General features: G+C 53.6%; 23 protein-coding genes, 3 tRNA genes and 3 rRNA genes. 17 read left to right on the forward strand and 12 right to left on the reverse strand.

What is annotated here, in order from left to right:
* The first annotated feature begins 17 nt into the window (after positions 1-17).
* Together BWI76_RS05305 and tilS are read left to right on the forward strand one after the other, a co-directional pair.
* A complete protein-coding gene (locus BWI76_RS05305) occupies positions 18-407 on the forward strand; it encodes a VOC family protein (RefSeq protein WP_004137980.1) in 390 nt (129 codons plus the stop codon).
* A 69-nt stretch (positions 408-476) separates the two neighbouring features.
* Positions 477-1778, forward strand: a complete 1302-nt coding sequence (tilS, locus tag BWI76_RS05310; protein ID WP_064371564.1) for a tRNA lysidine(34) synthetase TilS — start codon at positions 477-479, stop codon at positions 1776-1778.
* A 15-nt stretch (positions 1779-1793) separates the two neighbouring features.
* Here the strand turns inward: tilS and rof are convergent, their stop codons facing one another.
* Together rof and BWI76_RS05320 are read right to left on the reverse strand one after the other, a co-directional pair.
* On the reverse strand, positions 1794-2054 hold the full coding sequence (gene rof / locus BWI76_RS05315) for a Rho-binding antiterminator (RefSeq protein WP_004137976.1): 261 nt from the start codon (positions 2052-2054) through the stop codon (positions 1794-1796).
* Positions 2041-2241, reverse strand: coding sequence for a YaeP family protein (locus BWI76_RS05320; RefSeq protein ID WP_004098778.1), 201 nt, complete (start codon positions 2239-2241; stop codon positions 2041-2043). The genes rof and BWI76_RS05320 overlap by 14 nt, the downstream gene beginning before the upstream one ends.
* 196 nt (positions 2242-2437) lie before the next feature.
* Here BWI76_RS05320 and BWI76_RS05325 point away from each other — a divergent pair, with 196 nt between their 5' ends.
* From BWI76_RS05325 to nlpE, 3 genes are read left to right on the forward strand one after another with little or no spacing between them, the layout of a single operon-like run.
* Positions 2438-2983 (forward strand): YaeQ family protein, encoded by a 546-nt coding sequence (locus BWI76_RS05325; protein ID WP_004137974.1) that lies wholly within the window; start codon positions 2438-2440, stop codon positions 2981-2983.
* A complete protein-coding gene (gene arfB / locus BWI76_RS05330) occupies positions 2980-3393 on the forward strand; it encodes an alternative ribosome rescue aminoacyl-tRNA hydrolase ArfB (RefSeq protein WP_004137972.1) in 414 nt (137 codons plus the stop codon). Before BWI76_RS05325 ends, arfB begins: the two co-directional genes overlap by 4 nt.
* A 41-nt stretch (positions 3394-3434) precedes the next feature.
* Complete coding sequence (nlpE, locus tag BWI76_RS05335; RefSeq protein WP_098140354.1) at positions 3435-4133, forward strand: envelope stress response activation lipoprotein NlpE; 699 nt, start codon at positions 3435-3437, stop codon at positions 4131-4133.
* Positions 4134-4197: 64 nt separating this feature from the next.
* Here the strand turns inward: nlpE and proS are convergent, their stop codons facing one another.
* From proS to metN, 6 genes are all read right to left on the reverse strand, one after another.
* Positions 4198-5916 (reverse strand): proline--tRNA ligase, encoded by a 1719-nt coding sequence (proS, locus tag BWI76_RS05340; protein WP_049085791.1) that lies wholly within the window; start codon positions 5914-5916, stop codon positions 4198-4200.
* A gap of 110 nt (positions 5917-6026) precedes the next feature.
* Positions 6027-6734, reverse strand: a complete 708-nt coding sequence (tsaA, locus tag BWI76_RS05345) for a tRNA (N6-threonylcarbamoyladenosine(37)-N6)-methyltransferase TrmO (protein ID WP_024360364.1) — start codon at positions 6732-6734, stop codon at positions 6027-6029.
* On the reverse strand, positions 6731-7138 hold the full coding sequence (gene rcsF / locus BWI76_RS05350) for an Rcs stress response system protein RcsF (RefSeq protein ID WP_004137968.1): 408 nt from the start codon (positions 7136-7138) through the stop codon (positions 6731-6733). Before rcsF ends, tsaA begins: the two co-directional genes overlap by 4 nt.
* A gap of 108 nt (positions 7139-7246) precedes the next feature.
* A complete protein-coding gene (metQ, locus tag BWI76_RS05355; protein WP_004137967.1) occupies positions 7247-8062 on the reverse strand; it encodes a methionine ABC transporter substrate-binding lipoprotein MetQ in 816 nt (271 codons plus the stop codon).
* 39 nt (positions 8063-8101) lie between these two features.
* A complete protein-coding gene (locus BWI76_RS05360) occupies positions 8102-8755 on the reverse strand; it encodes a methionine ABC transporter permease MetI (RefSeq protein ID WP_004129148.1) in 654 nt (217 codons plus the stop codon).
* Positions 8748-9779 carry a methionine ABC transporter ATP-binding protein MetN gene (gene metN, locus BWI76_RS05365; protein ID WP_004129149.1) on the reverse strand — a complete coding sequence of 344 codons (1032 nt, stop codon included), beginning with the start codon at positions 9777-9779 and terminating at the stop codon, positions 8748-8750. Before metN ends, BWI76_RS05360 begins: the two co-directional genes overlap by 8 nt.
* A 188-nt stretch (positions 9780-9967) precedes the next feature.
* Here metN and gmhB point away from each other — a divergent pair, with 188 nt between their 5' ends.
* The 8 genes from gmhB (at position 9968) to dkgB (ending at position 17072) form a co-directional block, all read left to right on the forward strand.
* Positions 9968-10534 (forward strand): D-glycero-beta-D-manno-heptose 1,7-bisphosphate 7-phosphatase, encoded by a 567-nt coding sequence (gmhB, locus tag BWI76_RS05370; protein WP_024360366.1) that lies wholly within the window; start codon positions 9968-9970, stop codon positions 10532-10534.
* A 368-nt stretch (positions 10535-10902) separates the two neighbouring features.
* Positions 10903-12442, forward strand: a 16S ribosomal RNA gene (locus tag BWI76_RS05380).
* A gap of 71 nt (positions 12443-12513) precedes the next feature.
* Positions 12514-12590, forward strand: a tRNA-Ile gene (locus BWI76_RS05385).
* Between the two features lie 39 nt (positions 12591-12629).
* Positions 12630-12705: transfer RNA gene (locus BWI76_RS05390), tRNA-Ala, on the forward strand.
* A 179-nt stretch (positions 12706-12884) separates the two neighbouring features.
* Positions 12885-15791: ribosomal RNA gene (locus tag BWI76_RS05395) — 23S ribosomal RNA — on the forward strand.
* A 66-nt stretch (positions 15792-15857) separates the two neighbouring features.
* Positions 15858-15973: ribosomal RNA gene (rrf, locus tag BWI76_RS05400) — 5S ribosomal RNA — on the forward strand.
* Together the 16S, 23S and 5S rRNA genes with 3 tRNA genes alongside form the textbook arrangement of a ribosomal RNA operon.
* 55 nt (positions 15974-16028) lie before the next feature.
* Positions 16029-16105 (forward strand) — tRNA-Asp (locus BWI76_RS05405).
* A 163-nt stretch (positions 16106-16268) separates the two neighbouring features.
* Entirely contained in the window at positions 16269-17072 is an 804-nt protein-coding gene (dkgB, locus tag BWI76_RS05410; RefSeq protein ID WP_004133869.1) for a 2,5-didehydrogluconate reductase DkgB, read from the forward strand.
* 30 nt (positions 17073-17102) lie between these two features.
* On the opposite strand, the gene yafC is transcribed toward dkgB, so the two are convergent.
* Complete coding sequence (gene yafC / locus BWI76_RS05415; RefSeq protein ID WP_004133867.1) at positions 17103-18005, reverse strand: DNA-binding transcriptional regulator YafC; 903 nt, start codon at positions 18003-18005, stop codon at positions 17103-17105.
* Positions 18006-18109: 104 nt separating this feature from the next.
* Here yafC and BWI76_RS05420 point away from each other — a divergent pair, with 104 nt between their 5' ends.
* The 3 genes from BWI76_RS05420 (at position 18110) to BWI76_RS05430 (ending at position 21056) form a co-directional block, all read left to right on the forward strand.
* Positions 18110-19300, forward strand: a complete 1191-nt coding sequence (locus tag BWI76_RS05420) for an MFS transporter (protein ID WP_004133865.1) — start codon at positions 18110-18112, stop codon at positions 19298-19300.
* 103 nt (positions 19301-19403) lie between these two features.
* Positions 19404-20201: an endonuclease/exonuclease/phosphatase family protein gene (locus tag BWI76_RS05425; protein WP_024359141.1), complete on the forward strand. Its 798-nt coding sequence runs from the start codon at positions 19404-19406 to the stop codon at positions 20199-20201.
* 84 nt (positions 20202-20285) lie between these two features.
* Positions 20286-21056 carry a class I SAM-dependent methyltransferase gene (locus BWI76_RS05430; RefSeq protein WP_004133862.1) on the forward strand — a complete coding sequence of 257 codons (771 nt, stop codon included), beginning with the start codon at positions 20286-20288 and terminating at the stop codon, positions 21054-21056.
* Between the two features lie 57 nt (positions 21057-21113).
* Here BWI76_RS05430 and mltD read toward each other — a convergent pair whose 3' ends face one another.
* Together mltD and gloB are read right to left on the reverse strand one after the other, a co-directional pair.
* Positions 21114-22481: a murein transglycosylase D gene (gene mltD / locus BWI76_RS05435; RefSeq protein ID WP_049086173.1), complete on the reverse strand. Its 1368-nt coding sequence runs from the start codon at positions 22479-22481 to the stop codon at positions 21114-21116.
* A 71-nt stretch (positions 22482-22552) separates the two neighbouring features.
* Positions 22553-23308 carry a hydroxyacylglutathione hydrolase gene (gloB, locus tag BWI76_RS05440; protein ID WP_004133858.1) on the reverse strand — a complete coding sequence of 252 codons (756 nt, stop codon included), beginning with the start codon at positions 23306-23308 and terminating at the stop codon, positions 22553-22555.
* Between the two features lie 32 nt (positions 23309-23340).
* Here gloB and BWI76_RS05445 point away from each other — a divergent pair, with 32 nt between their 5' ends.
* Positions 23341-24063, forward strand: a complete 723-nt coding sequence (locus BWI76_RS05445; protein WP_004133856.1) for a class I SAM-dependent methyltransferase — start codon at positions 23341-23343, stop codon at positions 24061-24063.
* On the opposite strand, the gene rnhA is transcribed toward BWI76_RS05445, so the two are convergent.
* Positions 24060-24527: a ribonuclease HI gene (gene rnhA / locus BWI76_RS05450; protein WP_004129160.1), complete on the reverse strand. Its 468-nt coding sequence runs from the start codon at positions 24525-24527 to the stop codon at positions 24060-24062. The genes BWI76_RS05445 and rnhA overlap by 4 nt on opposite strands.
* Positions 24528-24587: the final 60 nt, after the last annotated feature.

A 24587-nucleotide genomic window follows, 5' to 3' on the forward strand; every position in this document is an offset into this window, starting at 1 on the left:
ACGGGAGGAGTTTGAGCATGCTAGGTTTAAAACGGGTTCACCATATCGCCATCATTGCAACGGATTATGCAAAGAGTAAAGCGTTCTACTGCGACATTCTGGGGTTCACCCTGCAGGGCGAGTTTTACCGTGCAGAGCGTGATTCATGGAAGGGCGATCTGGCGCTGAATGGCGAATATGTTATTGAACTGTTTTCTTTCCCGTTTCCTCCTGCGCGCCCGAGCCGCCCTGAAGCCTGCGGGTTACGCCATCTGGCGTTTAGCGTCGACGATGTTGATGCCGCCGTTGCCCATCTTGAGGCGCATGGCGTAGCCTGTGAAGGCGTTCGTATCGACCCCTTCACCGGTAAGCGATTCACGTTTTTTAACGATCCGGACGGTCTACCGCTGGAGATTTATCAGCAGTAATTCTTGTCAGAGCGTGTTCTGCCGGGTAACGTGCCGGACACGCTTTCCTCAGTTAGTACTCTCATGATGATGATCCCAGATATTGCGCAAACGCTCCGACCGCATCGCCAGTTTTTAGTGGCCTTTAGCGGCGGCCTGGATTCGAGCGTGCTCTTATATCGCCTGGTTCGCTGGCGCGAACAGGATCCCACCGTTCAGCTGCGGGCGATGCATATTCACCACGGGCTCAGCGTGAACGCTGACGATTGGGTGGCGCACTGCCGGCTAATATGTCAGCAGTGGCAGGTGCCGCTTTTGGTTGAACGGGTGGTCCTCGCCGATGAGGGGCTGGGGATTGAGGCCCATGCGCGTCAAGCGCGCTATCAGGCTTTCCGTTCAGCGCTGCTGCCTGGCGAAGCGCTGGTGACCGCGCAGCATCTTGACGATCAGTGTGAAACCTTCCTGCTGGCGCTTAAGCGGGGGAGCGGTCCCACCGGGCTCTCGGCAATGGCCTGCGAGTCCGATTTTGCCGGAACGAAACTGCTGCGTCCGCTGCTTAACGAAAGTCGCGACTCTCTGCACCGGTGGGCGATAGCCCATCAGCTCAGCTGGATTGAAGATGAAAGTAACCAGGACGACGCCTACGATCGCAATTTTCTCCGCCTGCGGATTGTTCCGCTGCTTAACGCCCGCTGGCCGCACTTTGCCGAGGCCGTGGCGCGCAGCGCCAGCCTGTGCGGCGAACAGGAACGACTGTTGGATGAAATGCTGGCGGCGGAGCTGGCAACGCTGGTGGCTGAGGATGGCGCGTTGGCTATCGAACCGTTGACGGCCATGAGCGCTCCGCGTCGGGCCGCGCTGCTGCGCCGCTGGCTGGCTGGATTCAATGCGCCAATGCCTTCGCGCGAGGTGCCGGAGCGTATCTGGCGTGAAGTGGCGATGGCGCGCGAGGATGCTTTTCCCTGCCTGCGGCTTGGGCAATTTACCGTCCGTCGCTTCCAGCAGCGGCTGTACTGGGTGAAATATCTCCCCGGCCAGAGTGAAACGGTACTGGCGTGGCCCGATATCGCTAAGCCGCTGCCGTTACCCGGCGGGCTGGGTGAACTGAGGTTCCTGCCCGGCGGCCCGTTACGCGGCCCGCGCCAGGACGAAGCGGTAACCATTCGCTTTCGCGCCAGCGGTCATCTGCATATCGTCGGTCGCCACGGTGGCCGTAAGCTGAAGAAAATCTGGCAGGAGCTGAACGTTGCTCCCTGGCGGCGCGATACCACGCCGCTGCTGTTTTACGGCGAAACGCTAATCGCCGCAGCCGATGGTCTGTTTATTACCGTCGATGGGAAAGTTCAGGAAGGTGAAGGCGTGCAGTTGATATGGATGGAAACGGGCGGCTGAGCCACCCGTTTTGCTTCAGGACTCGCTGACCACTACCGTACCGATTTGCGGATGGCTGAAGCTGGCGATTTTATCCAGGCGCACCTCGCGAACGTCGCCGGCGAGCTCCACGACCAGATACTCGATATTTTTGCGCGAGATAAGATCGTTGGCCTTCGCTTGCAGCTGTTCGCCATCTTTGAGCTCCAGCGCCAGGACCAGATGGTTCTGACAGGCAAGTTCGAGGTTGTCATAATCATCGCAATTGATGGGTTGATAAGTATCATTCATTGACATAATCGCTCACCAGTAAGTTTGCCGCCGCATATGCGGCCTTTTCCCTGACTGACTCAGCAAGGGCCTGATCCGCCGCAACCTCATTCAATACTTTCAACACGCAACCTAGCGCATCCGGGATATACCCAAGGTCCCCGCTGGCTATTTCCGCATACCGCTTGCGTATTAACTCACAATATTTGTCCACATGCCCTCCTGTCAGCGTTCTGACTTAACCGTGGGATGTAAGTTTAAGCCTACGAAGATAAACTCTGTTTAGCAAGGTGACTATACCATAGTCATTTAAGCAATATCAGCAGGATGAAAGGGGATCCTGTGATTGCTGACAGCCTTTTGCCGCCAGTTTCGCTACAATGTACGCCATTTTTATCAGGAGTTTCCTCATGGCGCTGAAAGCGACGATTTATAAAGCGACGGTGAACGTGGCCGACCTGGACCGCAACCAGTTTCTGGATGTCAGTTTGACCCTTGCCCAGCATCCGTCAGAAACCCAGGAGCGTATGATGCTGCGCTTGCTGGCGTGGATTAAATACGCCGACGAGCGTCTGCAGTTTACCCGCGGTTTGTCTTCCGATGATGAAGCTGAACTCTGGCTGCTAAACGATCATTTGGGCGTTGATCTGTGGATCGAACTGGGGCTGCCGGACGAGCGGCGGATTAAAAAAGCCTGCTCGCGGGCGCAAGAGGTCGCGCTGTTTGCCTATAATAGTCGGGCGGCAGAAATCTGGTGGCAGCAAAATAAAAGTAAAATGGCACAGTTTTCAAAGCTGACCGTATGGTATTTAGATGATACTCAACTGGCGCAGCTCAGTGCTTTTGCCGATCGGACGATGTCGCTACAGGCGACTATTCAGGACGGCGGTATCTGGTTATCAGACGCTAAGAATAATCTTGAAATTCATTTAACGGCCTGGCAAACATCCGCATGATTACGATTAGCCGCAGCGTGATGATTGCGGATGATGAGGTTTCACTTTCCGGAATACGCGCGCAGGGGGCGGGCGGTCAGCACGTCAATAAGGCATCGACGGCTATTCATTTGCGCTTTGATATTAAAGCATCGAGCCTGCCTGAGTTTTATAAGGAACGCCTGCTGACTTCCAGCCATCACTTAATTTCTGCCGATGGTGTGGTTATCATTAAGGCTCAAGAATATCGCAGCCAGGAGATGAATCGTGAAGCGGCGATTGCGCGCCTGGTTGCCTTAATACAAGAATTAACCGCAGTACAGAAAAGTCGTCGGGAGACGCGACCGACCAGAGCGTCGAAAGAGCGCCGGCTTGCCTCAAAGGCGCAAAAATCTTCAGTTAAAGCGCTGCGTGGAAAAGTTCGCCATTAAGGGCATGGCGAACCGGTGGAATGGATGATAAGGAATTTACAGTGAAGAAAATCGTGTTTTCAGTCGTGGCGGCCTGTTCGCTTTTTGCGTTATTCGGCTGCAACCATCGTGCGGAGATGGAAACGTTACAACCGGCGCCGATGGAAGAGCTAAAGCCGATGCAGCAGAGCTGGCGCGGCGTGCTGCCGTGCGCAGACTGCGAAGGTATCGAAACCTCGCTCTTTCTTGAGAAAGACGGCACCTGGGTGATGAATGAGCGATATCAGGGCGTCAGGCGCGAGCCCTCCTCTTTTGCTTCATACGGTACCTGGGCGCGCACGGCCGATAAGCTGGTGCTGACCGACAGCAAAGGCGAGAAATCTTACTATCGGGCGAAAGGCGACAAGCTGGAAATGCTCGATCGCGACGGTAATCCCATCGAGTCAACGCTGAACTATACGCTGGAATCCGTCAAAGCCAGCCTGCCCATCACGCCGATGGCGATGCGCGGCATGTACTTTTATATGGCGGATGCCGCGACCTTTACCGATTGCGCAACCGGCAAGCGGGTGGCAGTCGCGAATAATGCGCAGCTCGAGCGTGATTATGCCGCGGCGCGCGGAACGGATACTCGTCCGGTGCTGCTGGTGGTCGAGGGGCACTTTACGCTGGAAGCGAATCCGGATAACGGCGAGATGGTAAAAACGCTGATGGCGGATAAAAATATTAAATTTATTCCAGGCAAAGACTGTAATCAGTAATGGTTTCCCGTGGAAAAAGAAAGGCCTCGCATAAGCGAGGCCTTTTTGCATTCAAAGATGATTGTTAACCTTTGATAGCGTTAACCAGGTAGTTCACGATATCACCGGTTTTAATCAGCTGCTTCTCGCCGCTGCGACGATATTTATATTCGATATCGTCGTTGTCGAGGTTGCGGTCGCCCAGCACGATAGTGTGCGGAATACCGATAAGCTCCATATCGGCGAACATCACGCCCGGACGCTCTTTACGGTCGTCCATCAGCACGTCGATACCCAACGCGGTTAGCTCAGCATACAGCTTCTCGGCCAGCTCCTGTACGCGGTAGGATTTATGCATGTTCATCGGCAGAATCGCAACCTGGAATGGGGCGATAGCTTCCGGCCACAGGATCCCGCGATCGTCAAAGTTCTGCTCAATGGCTGCTGCCACCACGCGAGTCACCCCGATGCCGTAGCAACCCATGGTCAGGATCTGGTTACGGCCATCTTCGCCCTGGACAGAGGCTTTCATCGCTTCAGAGTACTTGGTACCCAGTTGGAAGATGTGGCCCACTTCGATACCGCGTTTAATCAGCAGCGTCCCTTTGCCGTCCGGGCTCGGGTCGCCCGCCACCACGTTACGGATATCAGCCACTTCTGGGGTCGCGACATCGCGATCCCAGTTGATGCCGAAGTAGTGTTTACCGTCGATGTTCGCGCCTGCGGCAAAATCGCTCATTGCGGCAACGGTACGGTCAATAACTACCGGAATCGGCATGTTAACCGGGCCCAGAGAACCGGGGCCCGCCTGCACCAGCGCGCGGATCTCTTCTTCGGTGGCGAAGGTTAGCGGGCTGGCGACCTGCGGCAGCTTTTCCGCTTTAACTTCGTTCAGCTCATGATCGCCGCGAACCAGCAGGGCAATCAGCGGAGACTTGCTGTCTTCTACCGCTTTCACCAGCAGGGTTTTCACCGTTTTCTCAATCGGCAGATTGAACTGCTCAACCAGCTCGGCGATGGTTTTGGCGTTCGGCGTATCGACCAGGGTCATTTCCTGAGTAGCGGCAGCGCGCGGCTCTTTCGGCGCAACGGCTTCGGCGAACTCGATGTTGGCCGCGTAGTCTGAAGAATCAGAGAAGATCACGTCATCTTCACCGCTCTGCGCCAGCACCTGGAATTCGTGGGATGCGCTACCGCCGATAGAACCGGTGTCAGCCTGTACCGCGCGGAAATCCAGGCCCATACGGCTGAAGATTTTGCTGTACGCGGCGTACATTGCGTCGTAGGTCTCCTGCAGAGATTCCTGAGAAGTATGGAAAGAGTAAGCATCTTTCATCAGGAATTCACGGGAACGCATCACGCCGAAACGCGGGCGCACTTCATCACGGAACTTGGTCTGGATCTGATAGAAGTTCAGCGGCAGCTGTTTGTAAGAGCTCAGCTCGTTACGAATCAGGTCGGTGATCACTTCTTCATGAGTCGGGCCGAGCACGAACGGACGTTCGCCACGGTCAGCAATGCGCAGCAGTTCCGGGCCGTACTGTTCCCAACGACCACTCTCTTGCCACAGTTCAGAGGGCTGAACTACCGGCATTAACACCTCGATGGCACCGGCGTTATTCATCTCTTCACGCACGATGTTCTCGACTTTTTTCAGGACGCGCACGCCGGTCGGCAGCCAGGTGTATAACCCGGAGGCCAGCTTGCGGATCATCCCGGCGCGCAGCATCAGCTGATGGCTGATAACCTCGGCGTCGGCAGGTGTCTCCTTCAGAGTGGAGAGCAGGTATTGGCTAGTACGCATGTTGTTACGGTTCCATTTGGACGATCGATACAGGCTGGAAGCCAGCCTGACACAAAAAAGTGGTTTAGTTTACCAGTGTGGCAAAGATGCCAAAAGAGAGGAAAATAAAATTAGCGTGGTTCGAGAGAAAAGACTTCAAAACCGGACGAAATCACCCGCCAACGCACGTTAAAATCCAGCAGCCAGACGGCATAGGTCTTTCCCGGGTCTTCTTCTTTACGATATGCCGGCCGCGGATCTTGTGCCAGAACTTCGCGAATAAACGCCTTAAGCCGGGGATAGCGCTTTTCCAGAGCGAAAAGCTGGGCTTCGGTTTCTGACGTGAAGCTTACCGCCACTTCCGCCTGCGGCGCCTGCTGAGCGTAGCTCGCGCTGGCTTCCGGCAGCGCTTCGGCAAAGGGCAGGTAAGGTTTGATGTCGACTACCGGCGTACCGTCCACCAGGTCCAGGCTGCCTAACTCAAGAACGACGCGCTCTTTTTGGCAGCAAATACCTTTTAGCTCGACCAGCGACATACCGATTGGATTAGGGCGGAAGGTAGAGCGGGTGGCGAAAACGCCCATCCGCGCGTTGCCGCCGAGGCGGGGAGGGCGTACGGTTGGGCGCCAGCCGCCTTCCATGGTCTGATGAAACACAAACAGGACCCACAAATGGCTGAAGTTTTCCAGGCCGCGTACGGCATCGGCCTGGTTATAGGGAGGCAGAAGATGTAATTCGCCGCCGCCGTTTTTAACCAGCCCAGGCTGGCGGGGGACGGCAAATTTTTCTTTATAGGGCGAGCGAATAACGCCTATCTGCGCAAACTGAAAATCACTCATTGCGCCGTAACGTTAAGCGCTGAACCAAGGCAGACGGCCTGGCGGTAGCAGCCTGGGGTTCCGCTGGTGACTTCGCAGCGGTGCAGCAGCACGGCATTGGCTTTCATTTTTGCAGCGTTAATCTGCATGCGCTTGCGAGCCGTCGGGATATTGGGCGGAGAGTCTTGATTCGAGGCCTGGCAGGATTCACCGGTGACTTCGCCGAGTTCGCGGAAAGGTTTACCCACCAATTCTGTTGCATTGGTATAGATTCTTACCGGGGCCGGACGCGTCGCTTTCGGTTTTGCCGGTTCCGATTTGGCTGGCGGGGTTACGGTGCTTTGTACAGGCTCGACGGGAGATCTGCTTAGCATAGAACAACCGCTTAACATGAGTGCTAACAAACAGACCGGTAAAGCACGCATAGTATTTCCTCAATAAATAATAAAACAGGGCGCTATTGAATCAGGTGCTTGCATAAATGACAAGACGGGCATAAAGCCCGTCCTGAATGATATTACGCTGAGAAAAGATTACCAGCCTTTCACCGCGCCGCCGTTAAAGATTTTGTTAGCCGCTTCGTAAACTTCGTCACTCTGGTAAGCCTGAACAAATTTCTTAACATTTTCCGCATCTTTGTTGTCTTCGCGAGCGACAATCAGGTTCACGTACGGAGACTCTTTACCTTCCACGAAAATACCGTCTTTTGCCGGCGTTAAGCCGATCTGGCTGGCATAGGTGGTATTGATAACCGCCAGAGCGATCTGCGCATCATCCAGGGAGCGCGGCAGCTGCGGGGCTTCCAGCTCAACAATTTTCAGGTTTTTCGTATTTTCAACGATATCCAGCGAGGTTGGCAGCAGACCAACGCCTTCTTTCAGTTTGATCAAGCCAACCTGCTGCAGCAGCAGCAGAGAGCGGCCAAGGTTGGTGGGATCGTTAGGAATCGCGACCTGAGAGCCCGGCTGCAGCTCGTCCAGCGATTTGATTTTTTTCGAATAACCGGCAATTGGGTAAACAAAAGAGTTACCTACGGAAACCAGCTTGTAGCCGCGGTCTTTGATTTGCTGGTCAAGATACGGCTTATGCTGGAAGGCGTTAACGTCGATATCGCCTTTGCTCAGCGCTTCGTTCGGCAGAACGTAGTCGTTGAAGGTCACCAGTTCAACATCAAGGCCGTATTTTTCTTTTGCTACTTTCTGCGCGACTTCCGCAACCTGCTGTTCCGCACCGACGATAACGCCGACTTTAATATGGTTAGGATCTTTTTCGTCCTGACCGCAACCCACCAGAGCCAGAGAACCGATTAACGCGCCGACTGCCGCAAAGGTTTTGAAATTAAAGGCCATGTTATTTCCTTCCTGTAAGATTCTGTATTGTGTGTAATGTTATTTGTGAGTCACAGCCCGGACGATACGATCGCCAGAGAATTGAATTAAGTACACCAGAATAACCAGCAGCACCAGTACGGTATTCATTACCGTTGCATTGTAGCCGATATAACCGTACTGGTAGCCAATCTGTCCGAGACCACCTGCACCCACGGCGCCGCCCATCGCGGAATAGCCGACCAGCGTAATGAGGGTAATGGTTGCCGCGTTCACCAGACCCGGCAGCGCTTCCGGCAGCAGGACCTTACGCACGATCTGCATCGGCGTTGCGCCCATGGCCCGGGACGCTTCGATAAGGCCGGTGGGGATCTCCAGCAGGGCGTTTTCAACCATACGGGCGATAAAGGGCGCTGCGCCGACCGTTAGCGGAACAATGGCCGCCTGCAGGCCGATCGACGTCCCTACAATCACGCGGGTAAAGGGGATCATCCAGACCAGCAGGATAATAAAAGGAATCGAGCGGAAAATATTCACCACCGCCGAAAGCGTACGGTAGAGCTTCGCATTAGCGGCAATTTGCCCCGGACGGGTGACATAAAGCAGGACGCCGACCGGCAGACCAAGAACAAAACCGAAGAAGCCGGAGACGAACGTCATGGCCAGCGTTTCCCATACGCCGCGAACCAGCAGCCAAATCATTGGTTCAGACATATCCCAGTACCTCTACTTTTACATGGTGTTCCTGTAGCCAGGCGATCGCGGCCTGGGTATCTTCCTGCGTGCCGTGCATCTCGGTCAGCATAATGCCGAACTTCACGCCGCCCGCGTAATCCATCTGCGCGCTAATAATGTTGTTGTTTACATTAAAGCGACGGGCAGTTTCAGAAAGCAGCGGGGCATCAACGGAGTGACCCGTGAACTCCATGCGCAGCATGGGCACGCTATCGGGAAGAGCCTCAGACTTCAGACGCGCCTGATAATCATCCGGGATATCCAGGTGCAGCGTTGACTGAATAAACTGTTGCGCCAGCGGAGTTTTGGGGTGAGAAAAGACCTCGCTCACCGTATCCTGTTCAATCAATTGGCCGTTGCTGATCACGGCAACGCAATCACAGATGCGTTTGACGACATCCATTTCGTGGGTAATCAGCAAAATCGTCAGGCCCAGACGACGGTTGATATCCTTCAGCAGCTCCAGAATCGAGCGCGTGGTAGCCGGATCCAGGGCGCTGGTGGCTTCGTCGCAGAGCAGGACTTTTGGGTTGCTCGCCAGCGCACGGGCGATGGCGACGCGCTGTTTTTGACCGCCGGAGAGGTTTGCCGGATAGCTATCGTGCTTATCCCCCAGGCCGACGAGATCGAGCAGCTCGGTAACCCGGCGTTTGATTTCTTCCTTCGGGGTATTGTCGAGTTCCAGCGGCAACGCCACATTACCGAATACGGTACGTGAGGCAAGCAGGTTAAAGTGCTGGAAGATCATGCCGATCTGGCGACGAGCGCGAGTCAGCTCTTTTTCGGACAGCGCCGTTAGCTCCTGGCCGCCCACCTGTACGCTGCCCTGAGTTGGACGTTCGAGCAGGTTAACGCAGCGGATTAGTGTACTTTTACCCGCGCCGGAAGCGCCGATGACGCCATAAATTTGCCCGGCGGGGACATGCAGGCTGACATCGTTCAGCGCCTGTATGCTGCGATTTCCCTGCTGGAACACTTTGGTAATCTTCGAAAGTTTAATCATCAGTTATTTATTATCGTTTAGCCGTTTGCCGTGGCATTTTCTTCTGCCGTGTCCAGGCGATGCCTGTCAATGAAATGGATGTTAAGGCATCCAGACGTCTAAATCAATCTGACTCTGTATAATGAGCACTTTCTTGCGTCGGGAAACATGCGATACTACGCGCATTAGCCTTTATCAGGAGCAAACCGGTGGCAATGTCAGTACCCGCAATTTTTCTTGACCGTGATGGCACGATTAATGTCGATCACGGATACGTCCATGAAATCGACAACTTTGAATTTATCGATGGTGTCATTGATGCAATGCGTCAATTAAAGGAGATGGGCTACGCGCTGGTGGTGGTGACCAACCAGTCCGGTATCGCCCGCGGTAAGTTTACTGAAGAGCAGTTTGAAACGCTGACCGAGTGGATGGACTGGTCGCTGGCCGATCGCGGCGTTGATCTGGATGGCATCTATTATTGTCCGCACCACCCGCAGGGAACCGTCGAAGAGTTTCGCCAGACCTGCGACTGCCGTAAGCCGCATCCGGGTATGCTGATCTCGGCGCGTGACTATCTGCATATTGATATGGCTGCTTCCTATATGGTCGGCGATAAAGTCGAAGATATGCAGGCAGCTCTGGCGGCCAATGTCGGCACGAAAGTATTAGTGCGTACCGGCAAGCCAGTCACTCCAGAAGCGGAAAGCGCCGCTGATTGGGTGCTTAATAGCCTGGCTGACCTGCCGGATGCTATCAAAAAGCAGCAAAAATAAGCGTTATGTATAAAAGATGAGCGGTTGAAATAAAATTGTATTTTACCGCTTGTCAGCGCCGAATAACTCCCTATAATGCGCTCCCACTGACACGGCAGATGTGAATCACTTCACAAACAACCCGGTCAGTTGAAGAGAAAAAATCCTGAAATAACGGGTTGACTCTGAAAGAGGAAAGCGTAATATACGCCACCTCGCAACGGTGAGCGAAAGCCGCGTTGCACTGCTCTTTAACAATTTATCAGACAATCTGTGTGGGCACTCAAAGTGACATGGATTCTTAACGTCGCAAGACGAAAAACGAATACCAAGTCTCTGAGTGAACATACGTAATTCATTACGAAGTTTAATTCACGAGCATCAAACTTAAATTGAAGAGTTTGATCATGGCTCAGATTGAACGCTGGCGGCAGGCCTAACACATGCAAGTCGAACGGTAGCACAGAGAGCTTGCTCTCGGGTGACGAGTGGCGGACGGGTGAGTAATGTCTGGGAAACTGCCTGGTGGAGGGGGATAACTACTGGAAACGGTAGCTAATACCGCATAACGTCGCAAGACCAAAGAGGGGGACCTTCGGGCCTCTTGCCATCAGATGTGCCCAGATGGGATTAGCTAGTAGGTGGGGTAACGGCTCACCTAGGCGACGATCCCTAGCTGGTCTGAGAGGATGACCAGCCACACTGGAACTGAGACACGGTCCAGACTCCTACGGGAGGCAGCAGTGGGGAATATTGCACAATGGGCGCAAGCCTGATGCAGCCATGCCGCGTGTATGAAGAAGGCCTTCGGGTTGTAAAGTACTTTCAGCGGGGAGGAAGGCGATAAGGTTAATAACCTTGTTGATTGACGTTACCCGCAGAAGAAGCACCGGCTAACTCCGTGCCAGCAGCCGCGGTAATACGGAGGGTGCAAGCGTTAATCGGAATTACTGGGCGTAAAGCGCACGCAGGCGGTCTGTCAAGTCGGATGTGAAATCCCCGGGCTCAACCTGGGAACTGCATTCGAAACTGGCAGGCTGGAGTCTTGTAGAGGGGGGTAGAATTCCAGGTGTAGCGGTGAAATGCGTAGAGATCTGGAGGAATACCGGTGGCGAAGGCGGCCCCCTGGACAAAGACTGACGCTCAGGTGCGAAAGCGTGGGGAGCAAACAGGATTAGATACCCTGGTAGTCCACGCTGTAAACGATGTCGACTTGGAGGTTGTTCCCTTGAGGAGTGGCTTCCGGAGCTAACGCGTTAAGTCGACCGCCTGGGGAGTACGGCCGCAAGGTTAAAACTCAAATGAATTGACGGGGGCCCGCACAAGCGGTGGAGCATGTGGTTTAATTCGATGCAACGCGAAGAACCTTACCTACTCTTGACATCCACGGAACTTAGCAGAGATGCTTTGGTGCCTTCGGGAACCGTGAGACAGGTGCTGCATGGCTGTCGTCAGCTCGTGTTGTGAAATGTTGGGTTAAGTCCCGCAACGAGCGCAACCCTTATCCTTTGTTGCCAGCGGTCCGGCCGGGAACTCAAAGGAGACTGCCAGTGATAAACTGGAGGAAGGTGGGGATGACGTCAAGTCATCATGGCCCTTACGAGTAGGGCTACACACGTGCTACAATGGCATATACAAAGAGAAGCGACCTCGCGAGAGCAAGCGGACCTCATAAAGTATGTCGTAGTCCGGATTGGAGTCTGCAACTCGACTCCATGAAGTCGGAATCGCTAGTAATCGTGGATCAGAATGCCACGGTGAATACGTTCCCGGGCCTTGTACACACCGCCCGTCACACCATGGGAGTGGGTTGCAAAAGAAGTAGGTAGCTTAACCTTCGGGAGGGCGCTTACCACTTTGTGATTCATGACTGGGGTGAAGTCGTAACAAGGTAACCGTAGGGGAACCTGCGGTTGGATCACCTCCTTACCTGAAAGAACCTGCCTTTGTAGTGTCCACACAGATTGTCTGATGAAAAATAAGCAGTAAAAAATCTCTGCAGGCTTGTAGCTCAGGTGGTTAGAGCGCACCCCTGATAAGGGTGAGGTCGGTGGTTCAAGTCCACTCAGGCCTACCAAATTCATCACGGTGAATTTGAAGAGGTTTTAACTACGATGGGGCTATAGCTCAGCTGGGAGAGCGCCTGCTTTGCACGCAGGAGGTCTGCGGTTCGATCCCGCATAGCTCCACCATCTTTTACTGCACACCACAAGAAAACTTCAGAGTGTACCTGAAAAGGTTCACTGCGAAGTTTTGCTCTTTAAAAATCTGGATCAAGCTGAAAATTGAAACGACACACAGCTAATGTGTGTTCGAGTCTCTCAAATTTTCGCGACACGATGATGTTTCACGAAACATCTTCGGGTTGTGAGGTTAAGCGACTAAGCGTACACGGTGGATGCCCTGGCAGTCAGAGGCGATGAAGGACGTGCTAATCTGCGAAAAGCGTCGGTAAGGTGATATGAACCGTTATAGCCGGCGATGTCCGAATGGGGAAACCCAGTGCAATTCGTTGCACTATCGTTTGATGAATACATAGTCAAACGAGGCGAACCGGGGGAACTGAAACATCTAAGTACCCCGAGGAAAAGAAATCAACCGAGATTCCCCCAGTAGCGGTGAGCGAACGGGGAGCAGCCCGGAGTCTGAATCAGCTTGTGTGTTAGTGGAAGCGTCTGGAAAGTCGCAGGGTACAGGGTGATACTCCCGTACACTAAAACACACAGGCTGTGAACTCGAAGAGTAGGGCGGGACACGTGGTATCCTGTCTGAATATGGGGGGACCATCCTCCAAGGCTAAATACTCCTGACTGACCGATAGTGAACCAGTACCGTGAGGGAAAGGCGAAAAGAACCCCGGCGAGGGGAGTGAAAAAGAACCTGAAACCGTGTACGTACAAGCAGTAGGAGCCTCTTTATGGGGTGACTGCGTACCTTTTGTATAATGGGTCAGCGACTTATATTCTGTAGCAAGGTTAACCGTATAGGGGAGCCGCAGGGAAACCGAGTCTTAACTGGGCGTTAAGTTGCAGGGTATAGACCCGAAACCCGGTGATCTAGCCATGGGCAGGTTGAAGGTTGGGTAACACTAACTGGAGGACCGAACCGACTAATGTTGAAAAATTAGCGGATGACTTGTGGCTGGGGGTGAAAGGCCAATCAAACCGGGAGATAGCTGGTTCTCCCCGAAAGCTATTTAGGTAGCGCCTCGTGAACTCATCTTCGGGGGTAGAGCACTGTTTCGGCTAGGGGGTCATCCCGACTTACCAACCCGATGCAAACTACGAATACCGAAGAATGTTATCACGGGAGACACACGGCGGGTGCTAACGTCCGTCGTGAAGAGGGAAACAACCCAGACCGCCAGCTAAGGTCCCAAAGTCATGGTTAAGTGGGAAACGATGTGGGAAGGCCCAGACAGCCAGGATGTTGGCTTAGAAGCAGCCATCATTTAAAGAAAGCGTAATAGCTCACTGGTCGAGTCGGCCTGCGCGGAAGATGTAACGGGGCTAAACCATGCACCGAAGCTGCGGCAGCGACACTATGTGTTGTTGGGTAGGGGAGCGTTCTGTAAGCCGTTGAAGGTGGCCTGTGAGGGTTGCTGGAGGTATCAGAAGTGCGAATGCTGACATAAGTAACGATAATGCGGGTGAAAAACCCGCACGCCGGAAGACCAAGGGTTCCTGTCCAACGTTAATCGGGGCAGGGTGAGTCGACCCCTAAGGCGAGGCCGAAAGGCGTAGTCGATGGGAAACAGGTTAATATTCCTGTACTCGGTGTTACTGCGAAGGGGGGACGGAGAAGGCTATGTTGGCCGGGCGACGGTTGTCCCGGTTTAAGCATGTAGGCGGATGTTCCAGGTAAATCCGGAACGTTATTAACGCTGAGGTGTGATGACGAGGCACTACGGTGCTGAAGTGACAAATGCCCTGCTTCCAGGAAAAGCCTCTAAGCATCAGGTAACATCAAATCGTACCCCAAACCGACACAGGTGGTCAGGTAGAGAATACCAAGGCGCTTGAGAGAACTCGGGTGAAGGAACTAGGCAAAATGGTGCCGTAACTTCGGGAGAAGGCACGCTGATATGTAGGTGAAGTGGTTTACCCATGGAGCTGAAATCAGTCGAAGATACCAGCTGGCTGCAACTGTTTATTAAAAACACAGCACTGTGCAAACACGAAAGTGGACGTATACGGTGTGACGCCTGCCCGGTGCCGGAAGGTTAATTGATGGGGTTATCCGTAAGGAGAAGCTCTTGATCGAAGCCCCGGTAAACGGCGGCCGTAACTATAACGGTCCTAAGGTAGCGAAATTCCTTGTCGGGTAAGTTCCGACCTGCACGAATGGCGTAATGATGGCCAGGCTGTCTCCACCCGAGACTCAGTGAAATTGAACTCGCTGTGAAGATGCAGTGTACCCGCGGCAAGACGGAAAGACCCCGTGAACCTTTACTATAGCTTGACACTGAACACTGGTCCTTGATGTGTAGGATAGGTGGGAGGCTTTGAAGTGTGGACGCCAGTCTGCATGGAGCCATCCTTGAAATACCACCCTTTAATGGCTGGTGTTCTAACGTGGGCCCGTTATCCGGGTTGCGGACAGTGTCTGGTGGGTAGTTTGACTGGGGCGGTCTCCTCCTAAAGAGTAACGGAGGAGCACGAAGGTCAGCTAATCCTGGTCGGACATCAGGAGGTTAGTGCAATGGCATAAGCTGGCTTGACTGCGAGCGTGACGGCGCGAGCAGGTGCGAAAGCAGGTCATAGTGATCCGGTGGTTCTGAATGGAAGGGCCATCGCTCAACGGATAAAAGGTACTCCGGGGATAACAGGCTGATACCGCCCAAGAGTTCATATCGACGGCGGTGTTTGGCACCTCGATGTCGGCTCATCACATCCTGGGGCTGAAGTAGGTCCCAAGGGTATGGCTGTTCGCCATTTAAAGTGGTACGCGAGCTGGGTTTAGAACGTCGTGAGACAGTTCGGTCCCTATCTGCCGTGGGCGCTGGAGAATTGAGGGGGGCTGCTCCTAGTACGAGAGGACCGGAGTGGACGCATCACTGGTGTTCGGGTTGTCATGCCAATGGCATTGCCCGGTAGCTAAATGCGGAAGAGATAAGTGCTGAAAGCATCTAAGCACGAAACTTGCCCCGAGATGAGTTCTCCCTGACCCTTTAAGGGTCCTGAAGGAACGTTGAAGACGACGACGTTGATAGGCCGGGTGTGTAAGCGCAGCGATGCGTTGAGCTAACCGGTACTAATGAACCGTGAGGCTTAACCTTACAACGCCGAAGATGTTTTGGCGGATTGAGAGAAGATTTTCAGCCTGATACAGATAACAGAATTTGCCTGGCGGCACTAGCGCGGTGGTCCCACCTGACCCCATGCCGAACTCAGAAGTGAAACGCCGTAGCGCCGATGGTAGTGTGGGGTCTCCCCATGTGAGAGTAGGGAACTGCCAGGCATCAAATTAAGTAGTAAGCCGGTGCATTAATCCGGTGGTTACAGAAGTATTCGGTGGAGCGGTAGTTCAGTCGGTTAGAATACCTGCCTGTCACGCAGGGGGTCGCGGGTTCGAGTCCCGTCCGTTCCGCCACTTATTAAAAGCCCTGAGCATTTGCTCAGGGCTTTTTCTTTACCTGTTGTTTAATTATTGCTGTTTTAGCAAAAATCCTCTGCATTTAGCGCTCTTTTTCTCAATCTTCTCGTTGGTCATAATTGTCCTCGTTAACCGATATGAATGAAGAAAGAGGAAAATCATGACAATCCCTGTATTTGGTCTTGGGACCTTCCGTCTGAAAGATGACGTGGTTATTACATCTGTAAAAACGGCGCTTGAACTGGGCTATCGCACCATTGATACCGCGCAAATCTATGATAATGAAGCTGCTGTGGGTCAGGCGATTGCAGAAAGCGGCGTTGCGCGCAATGAACTGTTCATCACCACCAAGATCTGGATTGAAAATCTCAACAAAGAGAAGCTGATCGCCAGCCTGAAAGAGAGCCTGCAGAAGCTGCGTACTGACTATGTCGATCTGACGTTAATCCACTGGCCGTCGCCAAATGATGCCGTTGCGGTTGAAGAGTTTATGGCCGCGCTGCTGGAAGCGAAAAAACAGGGGCTGACCCGTCAGATTGGTATCTCTAACTTCACTATTCCGCTGATGGAGCGCGCAATTGCTGCCGTTGGCGCGGAGAACATCGCGACCAACCAGATTGAACTCTCTCCGTATCTGCAGAACCGTAAAGTGGTTAATTGGGCACGTGAACACGGTATCCATATCACCTCTTACATGACGCTGGCCTACGGTAAGGCGCTGAAAGATGAAGCGATCGCACGTATCGCGGCGAAATACGATGCCACGCCGGCGCAGGTTATCCTGGCCTGGGCAATGGGCGAAGGTTATGCGGTAATCCCGTCTTCGACTAAGCGCGAAAACCTGGCAAGCAATCTCAAAGCTCAGGATCTGCAGCTGGATGAAGACGATCGCCAGGCGATCGCCGCGCTGGACTGCAACGATCGTCTGGTTAGCCCGGACGGTCTGGCGCCTGAATGGGACTAATTTAACCCCCATCTGTACTCTACAACCCTGTTACAGCTCCTTCGGGAGCTGTTTTACATGCTCGCTAAGAAAGTCGATAAAGGCTCTGATCCGCGTGCTTACGGCCCTGTCGCTGTAGTAAACCGCGCTAAACGGCATTTCAATCGGCAGCCGTTTGTCAGCCAGCAGCTCGACAAACGCCCCTTCAGCAATCTCCTTATCCACCATGTAGTCCGACAGACAGGCGATTCCGTTACCGGCCAGGCACAGCTGCTTAAGCGTTTCTCCGCTATTGGAAGATATCTCGCTTTCGATTTCCAGTAGCTGACCATCACAGCAGGAGATTGGCCATGTATTCAATGAAACGGGTTCGCTAAAGCCCAGACACTGATGATGTTTTAGCTCAGCGACGCTTTGCGGCGTTCCATGGCGAGCAAGATAGTCCGGTGAAGCGATAATTTTGCGGTAGCTATTGAACAATGGCCTGGCGCGCAGGCTGGAGTCGGTCAGCGTACCGGCGCGGATCGCGACGTCGACTTTCCGCTCGATCAGATTGATAAAGGTTTCTGACGAAACCAGCGTAAGGTTCATCTCCGGGTAGCGCTCGCGGAAGGGTCTTATCAAAGGCATCAGAAAATGCAGTATCACCGGCGTTGCGGCGTCAACCCGTAACAGACCTCTTGGCGTCGTACGGCTCTCCAGAAGCTCATTCTCGGCAGCGGCCATCTCCTGAAGCACAACCTGCATGCGACGGAAATAACGCTCTCCCTCTTCAGTCAGGCTTAGCTGACGGGTCGTACGATTAAGCAGGCTCACGCCGAGCTTTGATTCCAGCTTTTTCACCGCCCGGCTGACGGCGGAATTAGCCTGACCTAGCTGTTCGGCTGCGCGACTAAAGCTGCCGCTTTCAACCACGGCGACAAAAATGGCGATTTCTTCTGAGGTAGCTCTCATTATTGCACCTGTGGCAAAATTCTATTGATACTTTGGCTATTTTTGTTATTAAAACATCTCTTCATACTACGTGTCATCTTAATCATGTTGATACGGAGTACATTATGCCGCTGGCGCTACTGGCCTTAACTATCGGTGCCTTTGCTATTGGCACGACCGAATTTGTCATCGTGGGCCTGGTGCCCACTATCGCAGAACAACTTGCTATTTCGCTCCCCTCTGCGGGGCTGCTGGTTTCGATCTATGCACTCGGCGTGGCGATTGGCGCCCCGGTACTCACCGCGCTGACCGGGCGGATGCCGCGTAAACAACTGCTGCTCGCGTTAATGGCACTGTTTACCGCCGGCAACCTGCTGGCCTGGCAGGCGCCGGGCTATGAAACTCTGGTTCTGGCACGCCTGCTGACGGGGCTGGCGCACGGGGTTTTCTTTTCGATCGGATCGACAATTGCGACCAGCCTGGTCCCGAAAGAGAAAGCGGCTTCGGCGATTGCGATTATGTTTGGCGGTCTGACTGTTGCGCTGGTGACCGGGGTGCCATTAGGCACCTTTATCGGCCAACATTTTGGCTGGCGTGAGACGTTCCTCGCCGTGTCGATCCTTGGCGTCATTGCGTTAATGAGCAGCCTTATTCTGGTGCCGAATAACATTCCTGGCCGTGTCAGCGCGGGATTGCGCGCCCAGCTGCAGGTTCTGACCCATCCTCGTTTGCTGATTATCTACGCCATTACTGCTTTAGGATATGGCGGCGTATTTACCGCTTTTACCTTCCTGGCGCCGATGATGCAGGATCTTGCCGGATTTAGCCCAGCGGCCGTTAGCTGGATCCTCCTCGGCTACGGTGTATCTGTGGCGGTGGGCAACGTATGGGGCGGAAGGCTGGCGGATAAACACGGCGCCGTGCCCGCGCTGAAGCTGATTTTTGCCGCGTTAGTTGCTTTACTTCTGATCTTTCAATTTACGGCCAGTTTGCAGTATGCGGCGCTGGCGACGGTATTGGTGATGGGCATCTTTGCTTTTGGTAACGTTCCGGGCCTGCAGGTGTACGTGGTGCAGAAAGCGGAGCAGTATACCCCTGGCGCGGTTGACGTTGCCTCTGGCCTGAATATTGCCGCCTTTAATATCGGGATTGCCTTAGGATCGGTGATTGGCGGTCAGACGGTAGAGCATTATGGTCTGGCTCAGACGCCGTGGATTGGCGCGTTAATTGTTCTGGTCGCACTGTTACTGGTGGTTCTCAGCGGTCGGCTCGATAGGCCTCGGCGCCGTACTACGGCTCTTTCCGTAGAAGGATAAAGGTTTCTGGCAAATTGCATTGAAAGTGTATACAAAAATCCCTATAACAGAAGAACCAGCCGCAGTCGGGCTGGTTTCCTGTTATCGAGGTTTGATGCCTAAATTGCGAAAGAATACCTATGCCATGCGCTATGTCGCCGGACAACCCGCGGAGAGAATCTTACCTCCGGGGTCGTTTGCTGGCATGACTCCGGCTTTTCCGGCCGGGGTACCGTTAAGCTCGGATGAGAAAATCCGCGTGCTGGTGTGGAACATCTTCAAGCAACAGCGCGCCGAGTGGAAATCCGTGCTTAATAATTTCGGTAAAGATGCTCACCTGGTGTTATTGCAGGAAGCGCAAACCACGCCTGAGTTAGTGAAATTCGCCACCTCCAACTATCTGGCCGCGGACCAGGTTCCGGCTCTGGTGCTCCCGCAGCATCCTTCCGGGGTCATGACGTTAGCTTCCGCGCACCCCATTTATTGCTGCCCTCTGCGCGAACGCGAGCCTATCCTGCGGCTGGCAAAGTCAGCGTTGGTCACCGTTTACCCGTTACCGGATTCCCGTCTGCTGATGGTGGTGAATATCCACGCGGTCAATTTTAGTCTTGGCGTTGATGTCTACAGCAAACAGCTGCTGCCGATTGGCGACCAGATTGCCCATCACAGCGGGCCGGTGATAATGGCGGGCGACTTTAACGCCTGGAGCCGTCCGCGAATGAACGCTTTGTATCGCTTTGCGCGTGAAATGTCGCTGCGCGAAGTCCGCTTCTCTGACGATCAGCGCCGTCGCACTTTTGGTCGTCCGCTTGATTTTGTGTTTTATCGGGGGTTAAGCGTGCACGACGCTTCCGTGCTGGTGACCCGCGCCTCCGATCACAACCCTCTACTAGTCGAATTCAGTCCCGGCAAGCCTGATTAATTAAGGTATGTCAGGCTTGCCATGGGGCAGGCCTGCATATGCATGGTGCTGCCTTTATTACTCAAACTACCGAAGGACAATGCAATGACAACACGCTCTCATCATGACAACGTCGAAAAACAGTTTGGCTCACAGGCCAGCGCCTACCTGACCAGCGCCGTACACGCTTCCGGGCGGGATTTACAGCGCCTGGCCGAACGGCTGGCGGACTTCCCGCAGGCCCACGTGCTGGATATGGGATGCGGCGCCGGACACGCCAGCTTTGCGGCGGCAGGGCAGGTTGCCCAGGTGACGGCATATGATTTATCCAGCCAGATGCTGGACGTGGTGGCTCAGGCCGCAAGGGATAAAGGTTTCACCAATATCGCCACTCAGCAGGGCTACGCTGAATCATTGCCTTTCGCTGATGCCAGCTTTGATGTGGCGATCAGCCGTTATTCTGCGCATCACTGGCACGACGTCGGCCAGGCATTGCGCGAAGTGAAGCGGGTGCTGAAGCCGGGTGGGGTGATGATTATTATGGATGTGATGTCGCCCGGTCACCCTGTTCGCGACGTCTGGCTGCAAACCGTTGAAGCCCTGCGCGATACTTCCCATGTCCGCAACTACTCCAGCGGCGAGTGGCTGGCAATGGCGAGCGAGGCCGGTTTGGTGATAAATCATCTGCTGACCGATCGCTTGCCTCTGGAGTTCAGCTCATGGGTCGCGCGGATGCGGACGCCTGCGGCGCTGACGGAGGCGATTCGTTTATACCAGGACAGCGCATCAGCGGAGGTTAAGGCCTATTTTGCCTTGCAGCAGGACGGTTCGTTCACCAGCGATACGATTATGTTTGAGGCCCATAAGGCAATCTAACCCAGAGATAAAACAAAAGGCACCGCGAGGGTGCCTTTTTTAATGCCTGCTGAATCATCAGGATTCTGGTCTGTCGCTGTTCTTCACATACAGCGTTAGCTGATCGCCGGGCTTGAGGTTGCCAGTATCGCTATTCCAGCGCATCACATCGCGGATGTTCACGCCATGACGTTTCGCAATGCTCGACAGAGAGTCGCCTTTACGTACGCGATAGGTAATGCTATCGCTATTGTTCGCCAGACGTTCCGCGCTGCTGCCTGCGCCAATCACCAGATTCTGCCCCACTTTCAGGCCAGAGCCGCGAATGCCGTTCCACTGCTGCAGATCTTTCGCTGATACCCCGAGACGCGATGCAATGCCGGAAAGGGTATCACCGGAGCGCACCTGGTAGCTGCGGCTGGTCAACGGTCTGTTGTCTGCAAGCTGAGTCGGCTGTACGGCGGCAATATCGCCAGAGGCCAAAGATTCACGCAGCTGCGCCGCGTGCTTCTGCGGAACCAGGACGTAATTGGGGCCGTTTGCACCCAGAGTCGACCCCTTCACGCCGGCGTTGAACGTTTTCAGCTTGCTGACAGGCATTCCTGCCATATCCGCCAGTTGTGAAATCTCAACCGGACTATCGAGGCGTACACGCGCCAGGGCACGGCTTTCGTCTGCCGTCGGCAGCCTTATGCCATACCGCTTGCTGTTCTTGAGTATATCGCTCAGGGCCAGCATTTTGGGTACGTATATTTTGGTTTCCTGCGGTAATGACAGCGACCAGAAATCGGTGGGTTTACCCCGTGATTTGTTCGCTTTGATAGCCTTCATTACCCGGCCTTCGCCGCTGTTATACGCCGCGACGGTTAACAACCAGTCGCCGTCGAACATTTTGTTCAGACGTTGCATCATGTTTAACGCTGCCGTAGTTGAGGCAACGATGTCACGACGCGCATCGTAACTGCGGGTCTGTTTCAAACCATAATTGCGCCCGGTGCTCGGAATGATCTGCCAGATGCCTGCGGCATTGGCGCCAGACGTTGCGTGCGGGTCAAAAGCGCTCTCCACTATGGGTAGTAATACCAGTTCCATTGGCATGTTACGTTTCTTAACTTGCCCGGCTATCCAGTACATATACGGCTCTGCCCGTAAAGTTACATCGTGGAGATAGCTCTTATTTCTTAAGTACTTCTGTTTTTGTTCGCGAATCCGGACATTTTCCGGAATTCCCATCTTTAGCTCGTCGCCTATCGAAGTCCACAGATCCTGGTCTTGCGCGTAGAAGGTTCCATCATCTAACCAGCGCGCTCGACTTGTGAACTTGCTTGCTTCCCCTTGACTCGCTGCAGAAAGGCTCTGTGCGTGCTGTTGTACGGTGCCATCGTTCTTAGACGCCTGGCACCCCACCAGCAGGACAGAGGCGAGTAAAATCGCTCGTGCCTTCATGTGTGTGTCAATAGTTGCTTAAAAGACGAGCAAGGATAACGGTGAAGTCGGCTGAAGACAAGAATTAAATATCAGAAGTCGTCTTTCTTTGACCTTAACCATGCAAATCGCTGAGCAGAGTGTTGCAAATTTGTTTCTTTGCTAATTTCTTTAATTAAATCATCATCATCTGTGCGAAGAAATAAATTTATACGACGCTCATTTTTTAGAATTACGGGGAGTGTTTTTTGGTTTTTTGCACGTAACTCATTAACTTTGTGATAATAATCATTTATATCCCTATCATGGGGAAGGATGCTCATTGCAAACTTCATATTTGCTAATGTGTACTCATGTGCGCAACATATTAAGGTTTCGTCAGGGAGGGCGTTAATCTTCTTAAATGATTGATACATCTGCTCTGCATTCCCTTCGAACAGTCTGCCGCAGCCGCCGGAAAACATTGTGTCGCCACAAAATAGATAAGGTGCGCTGAAGAAACAGATGTGTCCTAAAGTGTGACCTGGCGTGGCAAAAATAGAAAATTCGCGGCCCAAAACAGAGATGCTTTCTCCGTCCTTGACGATGTGGGTTATGCCCTTATCCTGGGTTTCTGCCGGTCCGTAAACCGCTATGGCCGGAAATTTTTCCCGCAGTTTTTTTACGCCGTCAACGTGGTCGTGGTGATGATGCGTCAACAGGATAGCTTCCGGCTGCCAGCGATTTTGTTCAATGGCGGCGAGTACCGGAGCGGCTTCTCCCGGGTCGACTATCAGGCAGCGCCCGCTATCTTCACTAAGAACCCAGATGTAGTTGTCCTGAAATGCGGGAATACTGATAAGATTCATAAATTACCTCTAATGCGTAGCGGAAGGTTGCGATGAAGCCGGCAAGGATACCTCAAACAGTTACAGCGCCAGAGCACTGGTCCAGCATGCCGTGGGGCGAATACTACCGCGAGTCGCTGGAACGGCAGATGAAGCCCTGGCTCGCTAAATTATATGGCTTTCATTTACTTAAGATTGGCAATCTGAGCGCGGAAATCAATACAGAATCCTGTGCAATTTCCCATCAGGTGAATGTCTCTTTACAAGGAAATCCGGTGCAGGTTAAGGCCGATCCGCTGCATTTGCCTTTTGCCGAGAAGTCGGTCGATGCCTGCCTGCTGGCGCATACCTTACCGTGGTGCAGCGATCCGCATCGACTGCTGCGGGAAGCGGATAGAGTGCTGATCGACGATGGCTGGATAATTTTAACCAGTTTTAACCCCATGAGCCTGATGGGGTTACGTAAGCTGGTGCCGGTATTACGCAACAAGCCCCCCTATAACAGCCGCATGTTCACCTTAACGCGTCAGATGGATTGGCTGGGGTTGCTTAATTTTGAAGTTATGCATTATGGGGGCTATCAGGTCCTTCCCTGGTCGCGCCACGGGGGGAAAATGCTCAGTACGCATCTCCCGGCGTTGGGATGTCTGCAGCTGATCATTGCCCGTAAACGCACTATCCCGTTGACGCTAAACCCGATGAAATCGGGCAAAGCAAAAAAACGGATACCGCAGGCGGTAGGCGCCACGCGTCAGTGGCGCAAGGGGCAGAATTAGCTTTCCGCCTGATAACCGATGTCGTCCCGGGTTGGGTTAGATGCCGCCGCGCGCGCCAGTTCGTCGCAGCGTTCGTTTTCCGGATGCCCGGCGTGGCCTTTAACCCATTCCCATTTGATCTTGTGTTGACCCAGCGCGGCGTCCAGGCGCTGCCAGAGATCGACATTTTTTACCGGTTTCTTGTCCGCCGTCTTCCAGCCGCGTTTTTTCCAGTTGTGGATCCACTGCGTAATCCCCTGACGCACGTACTGGCTGTCGGTACTGAGGATCACTTCACAATGTTCTTTCAGCGCTTCCAGGGCGACGATGGCGGCCATCATCTCCATGCGGTTGTTCGTTGTAAGGTTAAAGCCTTCGCTAAAAGTTTTTTCTTTCCCGCGATAGCGTAAAATCGCACCGTAGCCGCCGGGGCCTGGATTTCCCAGGCAAGAACCATCGGTGAAAATTTCTACCTGTTTGAGCATCTCTGGTAGACTTCCTGTAATTGAAATCGATACGTAAAACGGTAAGTCTGACATAAATGA

This window comes from Klebsiella sp. M5al (assembly GCF_002090195.1).
In the GTDB taxonomy this organism is placed as follows: domain Bacteria; phylum Pseudomonadota; class Gammaproteobacteria; order Enterobacterales; family Enterobacteriaceae; genus Klebsiella; species Klebsiella grimontii.

Bases quoted from the DNA above. Each gene is read 5' to 3' on its own strand.
- rof (WP_004137976.1), bottom strand. From the start codon at position 2,054: ATGTCAATGAATGATACTTATCAACCCATCAATTGCGATGATTATGAC.
- BWI76_RS05445 (WP_004133856.1), top strand. From the start codon at position 23,341: ATGAAGCCGGCAAGGATACCTCAAACAGTTACAGCGCCAGAGCACTGG.
- tsaA (WP_024360364.1), bottom strand. From the start codon at position 6,734: ATGAGTGATTTTCAGTTTGCGCAGATAGGCGTTATTCGCTCGCCCTAT.
- BWI76_RS05420 (WP_004133865.1), top strand. From the start codon at position 18,110: ATGCCGCTGGCGCTACTGGCCTTAACTATCGGTGCCTTTGCTATTGGC.
- metN (WP_004129149.1), bottom strand. From the start codon at position 9,779: ATGATTAAACTTTCGAAGATTACCAAAGTGTTCCAGCAGGGAAATCGC.
- metQ (WP_004137967.1), bottom strand. From the start codon at position 8,062: ATGGCCTTTAATTTCAAAACCTTTGCGGCAGTCGGCGCGTTAATCGGT.
- BWI76_RS05360 (WP_004129148.1), bottom strand. From the start codon at position 8,755: ATGTCTGAACCAATGATTTGGCTGCTGGTTCGCGGCGTATGGGAAACG.
- gloB (WP_004133858.1), bottom strand. From the start codon at position 23,308: ATGAATCTTATCAGTATTCCCGCATTTCAGGACAACTACATCTGGGTT.
- proS (WP_049085791.1), bottom strand. From the start codon at position 5,916: ATGCGTACTAGCCAATACCTGCTCTCCACTCTGAAGGAGACACCTGCC.
- tilS (WP_064371564.1), top strand. From the start codon at position 477: ATGATCCCAGATATTGCGCAAACGCTCCGACCGCATCGCCAGTTTTTA.
- mltD (WP_049086173.1), bottom strand. From the start codon at position 22,481: ATGAAGGCACGAGCGATTTTACTCGCCTCTGTCCTGCTGGTGGGGTGC.
- BWI76_RS05305 (WP_004137980.1), top strand. From the start codon at position 18: ATGCTAGGTTTAAAACGGGTTCACCATATCGCCATCATTGCAACGGAT.
- BWI76_RS05430 (WP_004133862.1), top strand. From the start codon at position 20,286: ATGACAACACGCTCTCATCATGACAACGTCGAAAAACAGTTTGGCTCA.
- BWI76_RS05325 (WP_004137974.1), top strand. From the start codon at position 2,438: ATGGCGCTGAAAGCGACGATTTATAAAGCGACGGTGAACGTGGCCGAC.
- yafC (WP_004133867.1), bottom strand. From the start codon at position 18,005: ATGAGAGCTACCTCAGAAGAAATCGCCATTTTTGTCGCCGTGGTTGAA.
- rcsF (WP_004137968.1), bottom strand. From the start codon at position 7,138: ATGCGTGCTTTACCGGTCTGTTTGTTAGCACTCATGTTAAGCGGTTGT.
- arfB (WP_004137972.1), top strand. From the start codon at position 2,980: ATGATTACGATTAGCCGCAGCGTGATGATTGCGGATGATGAGGTTTCA.
- dkgB (WP_004133869.1), top strand. From the start codon at position 16,269: ATGACAATCCCTGTATTTGGTCTTGGGACCTTCCGTCTGAAAGATGAC.
- rnhA (WP_004129160.1), bottom strand. From the start codon at position 24,527: ATGCTCAAACAGGTAGAAATTTTCACCGATGGTTCTTGCCTGGGAAAT.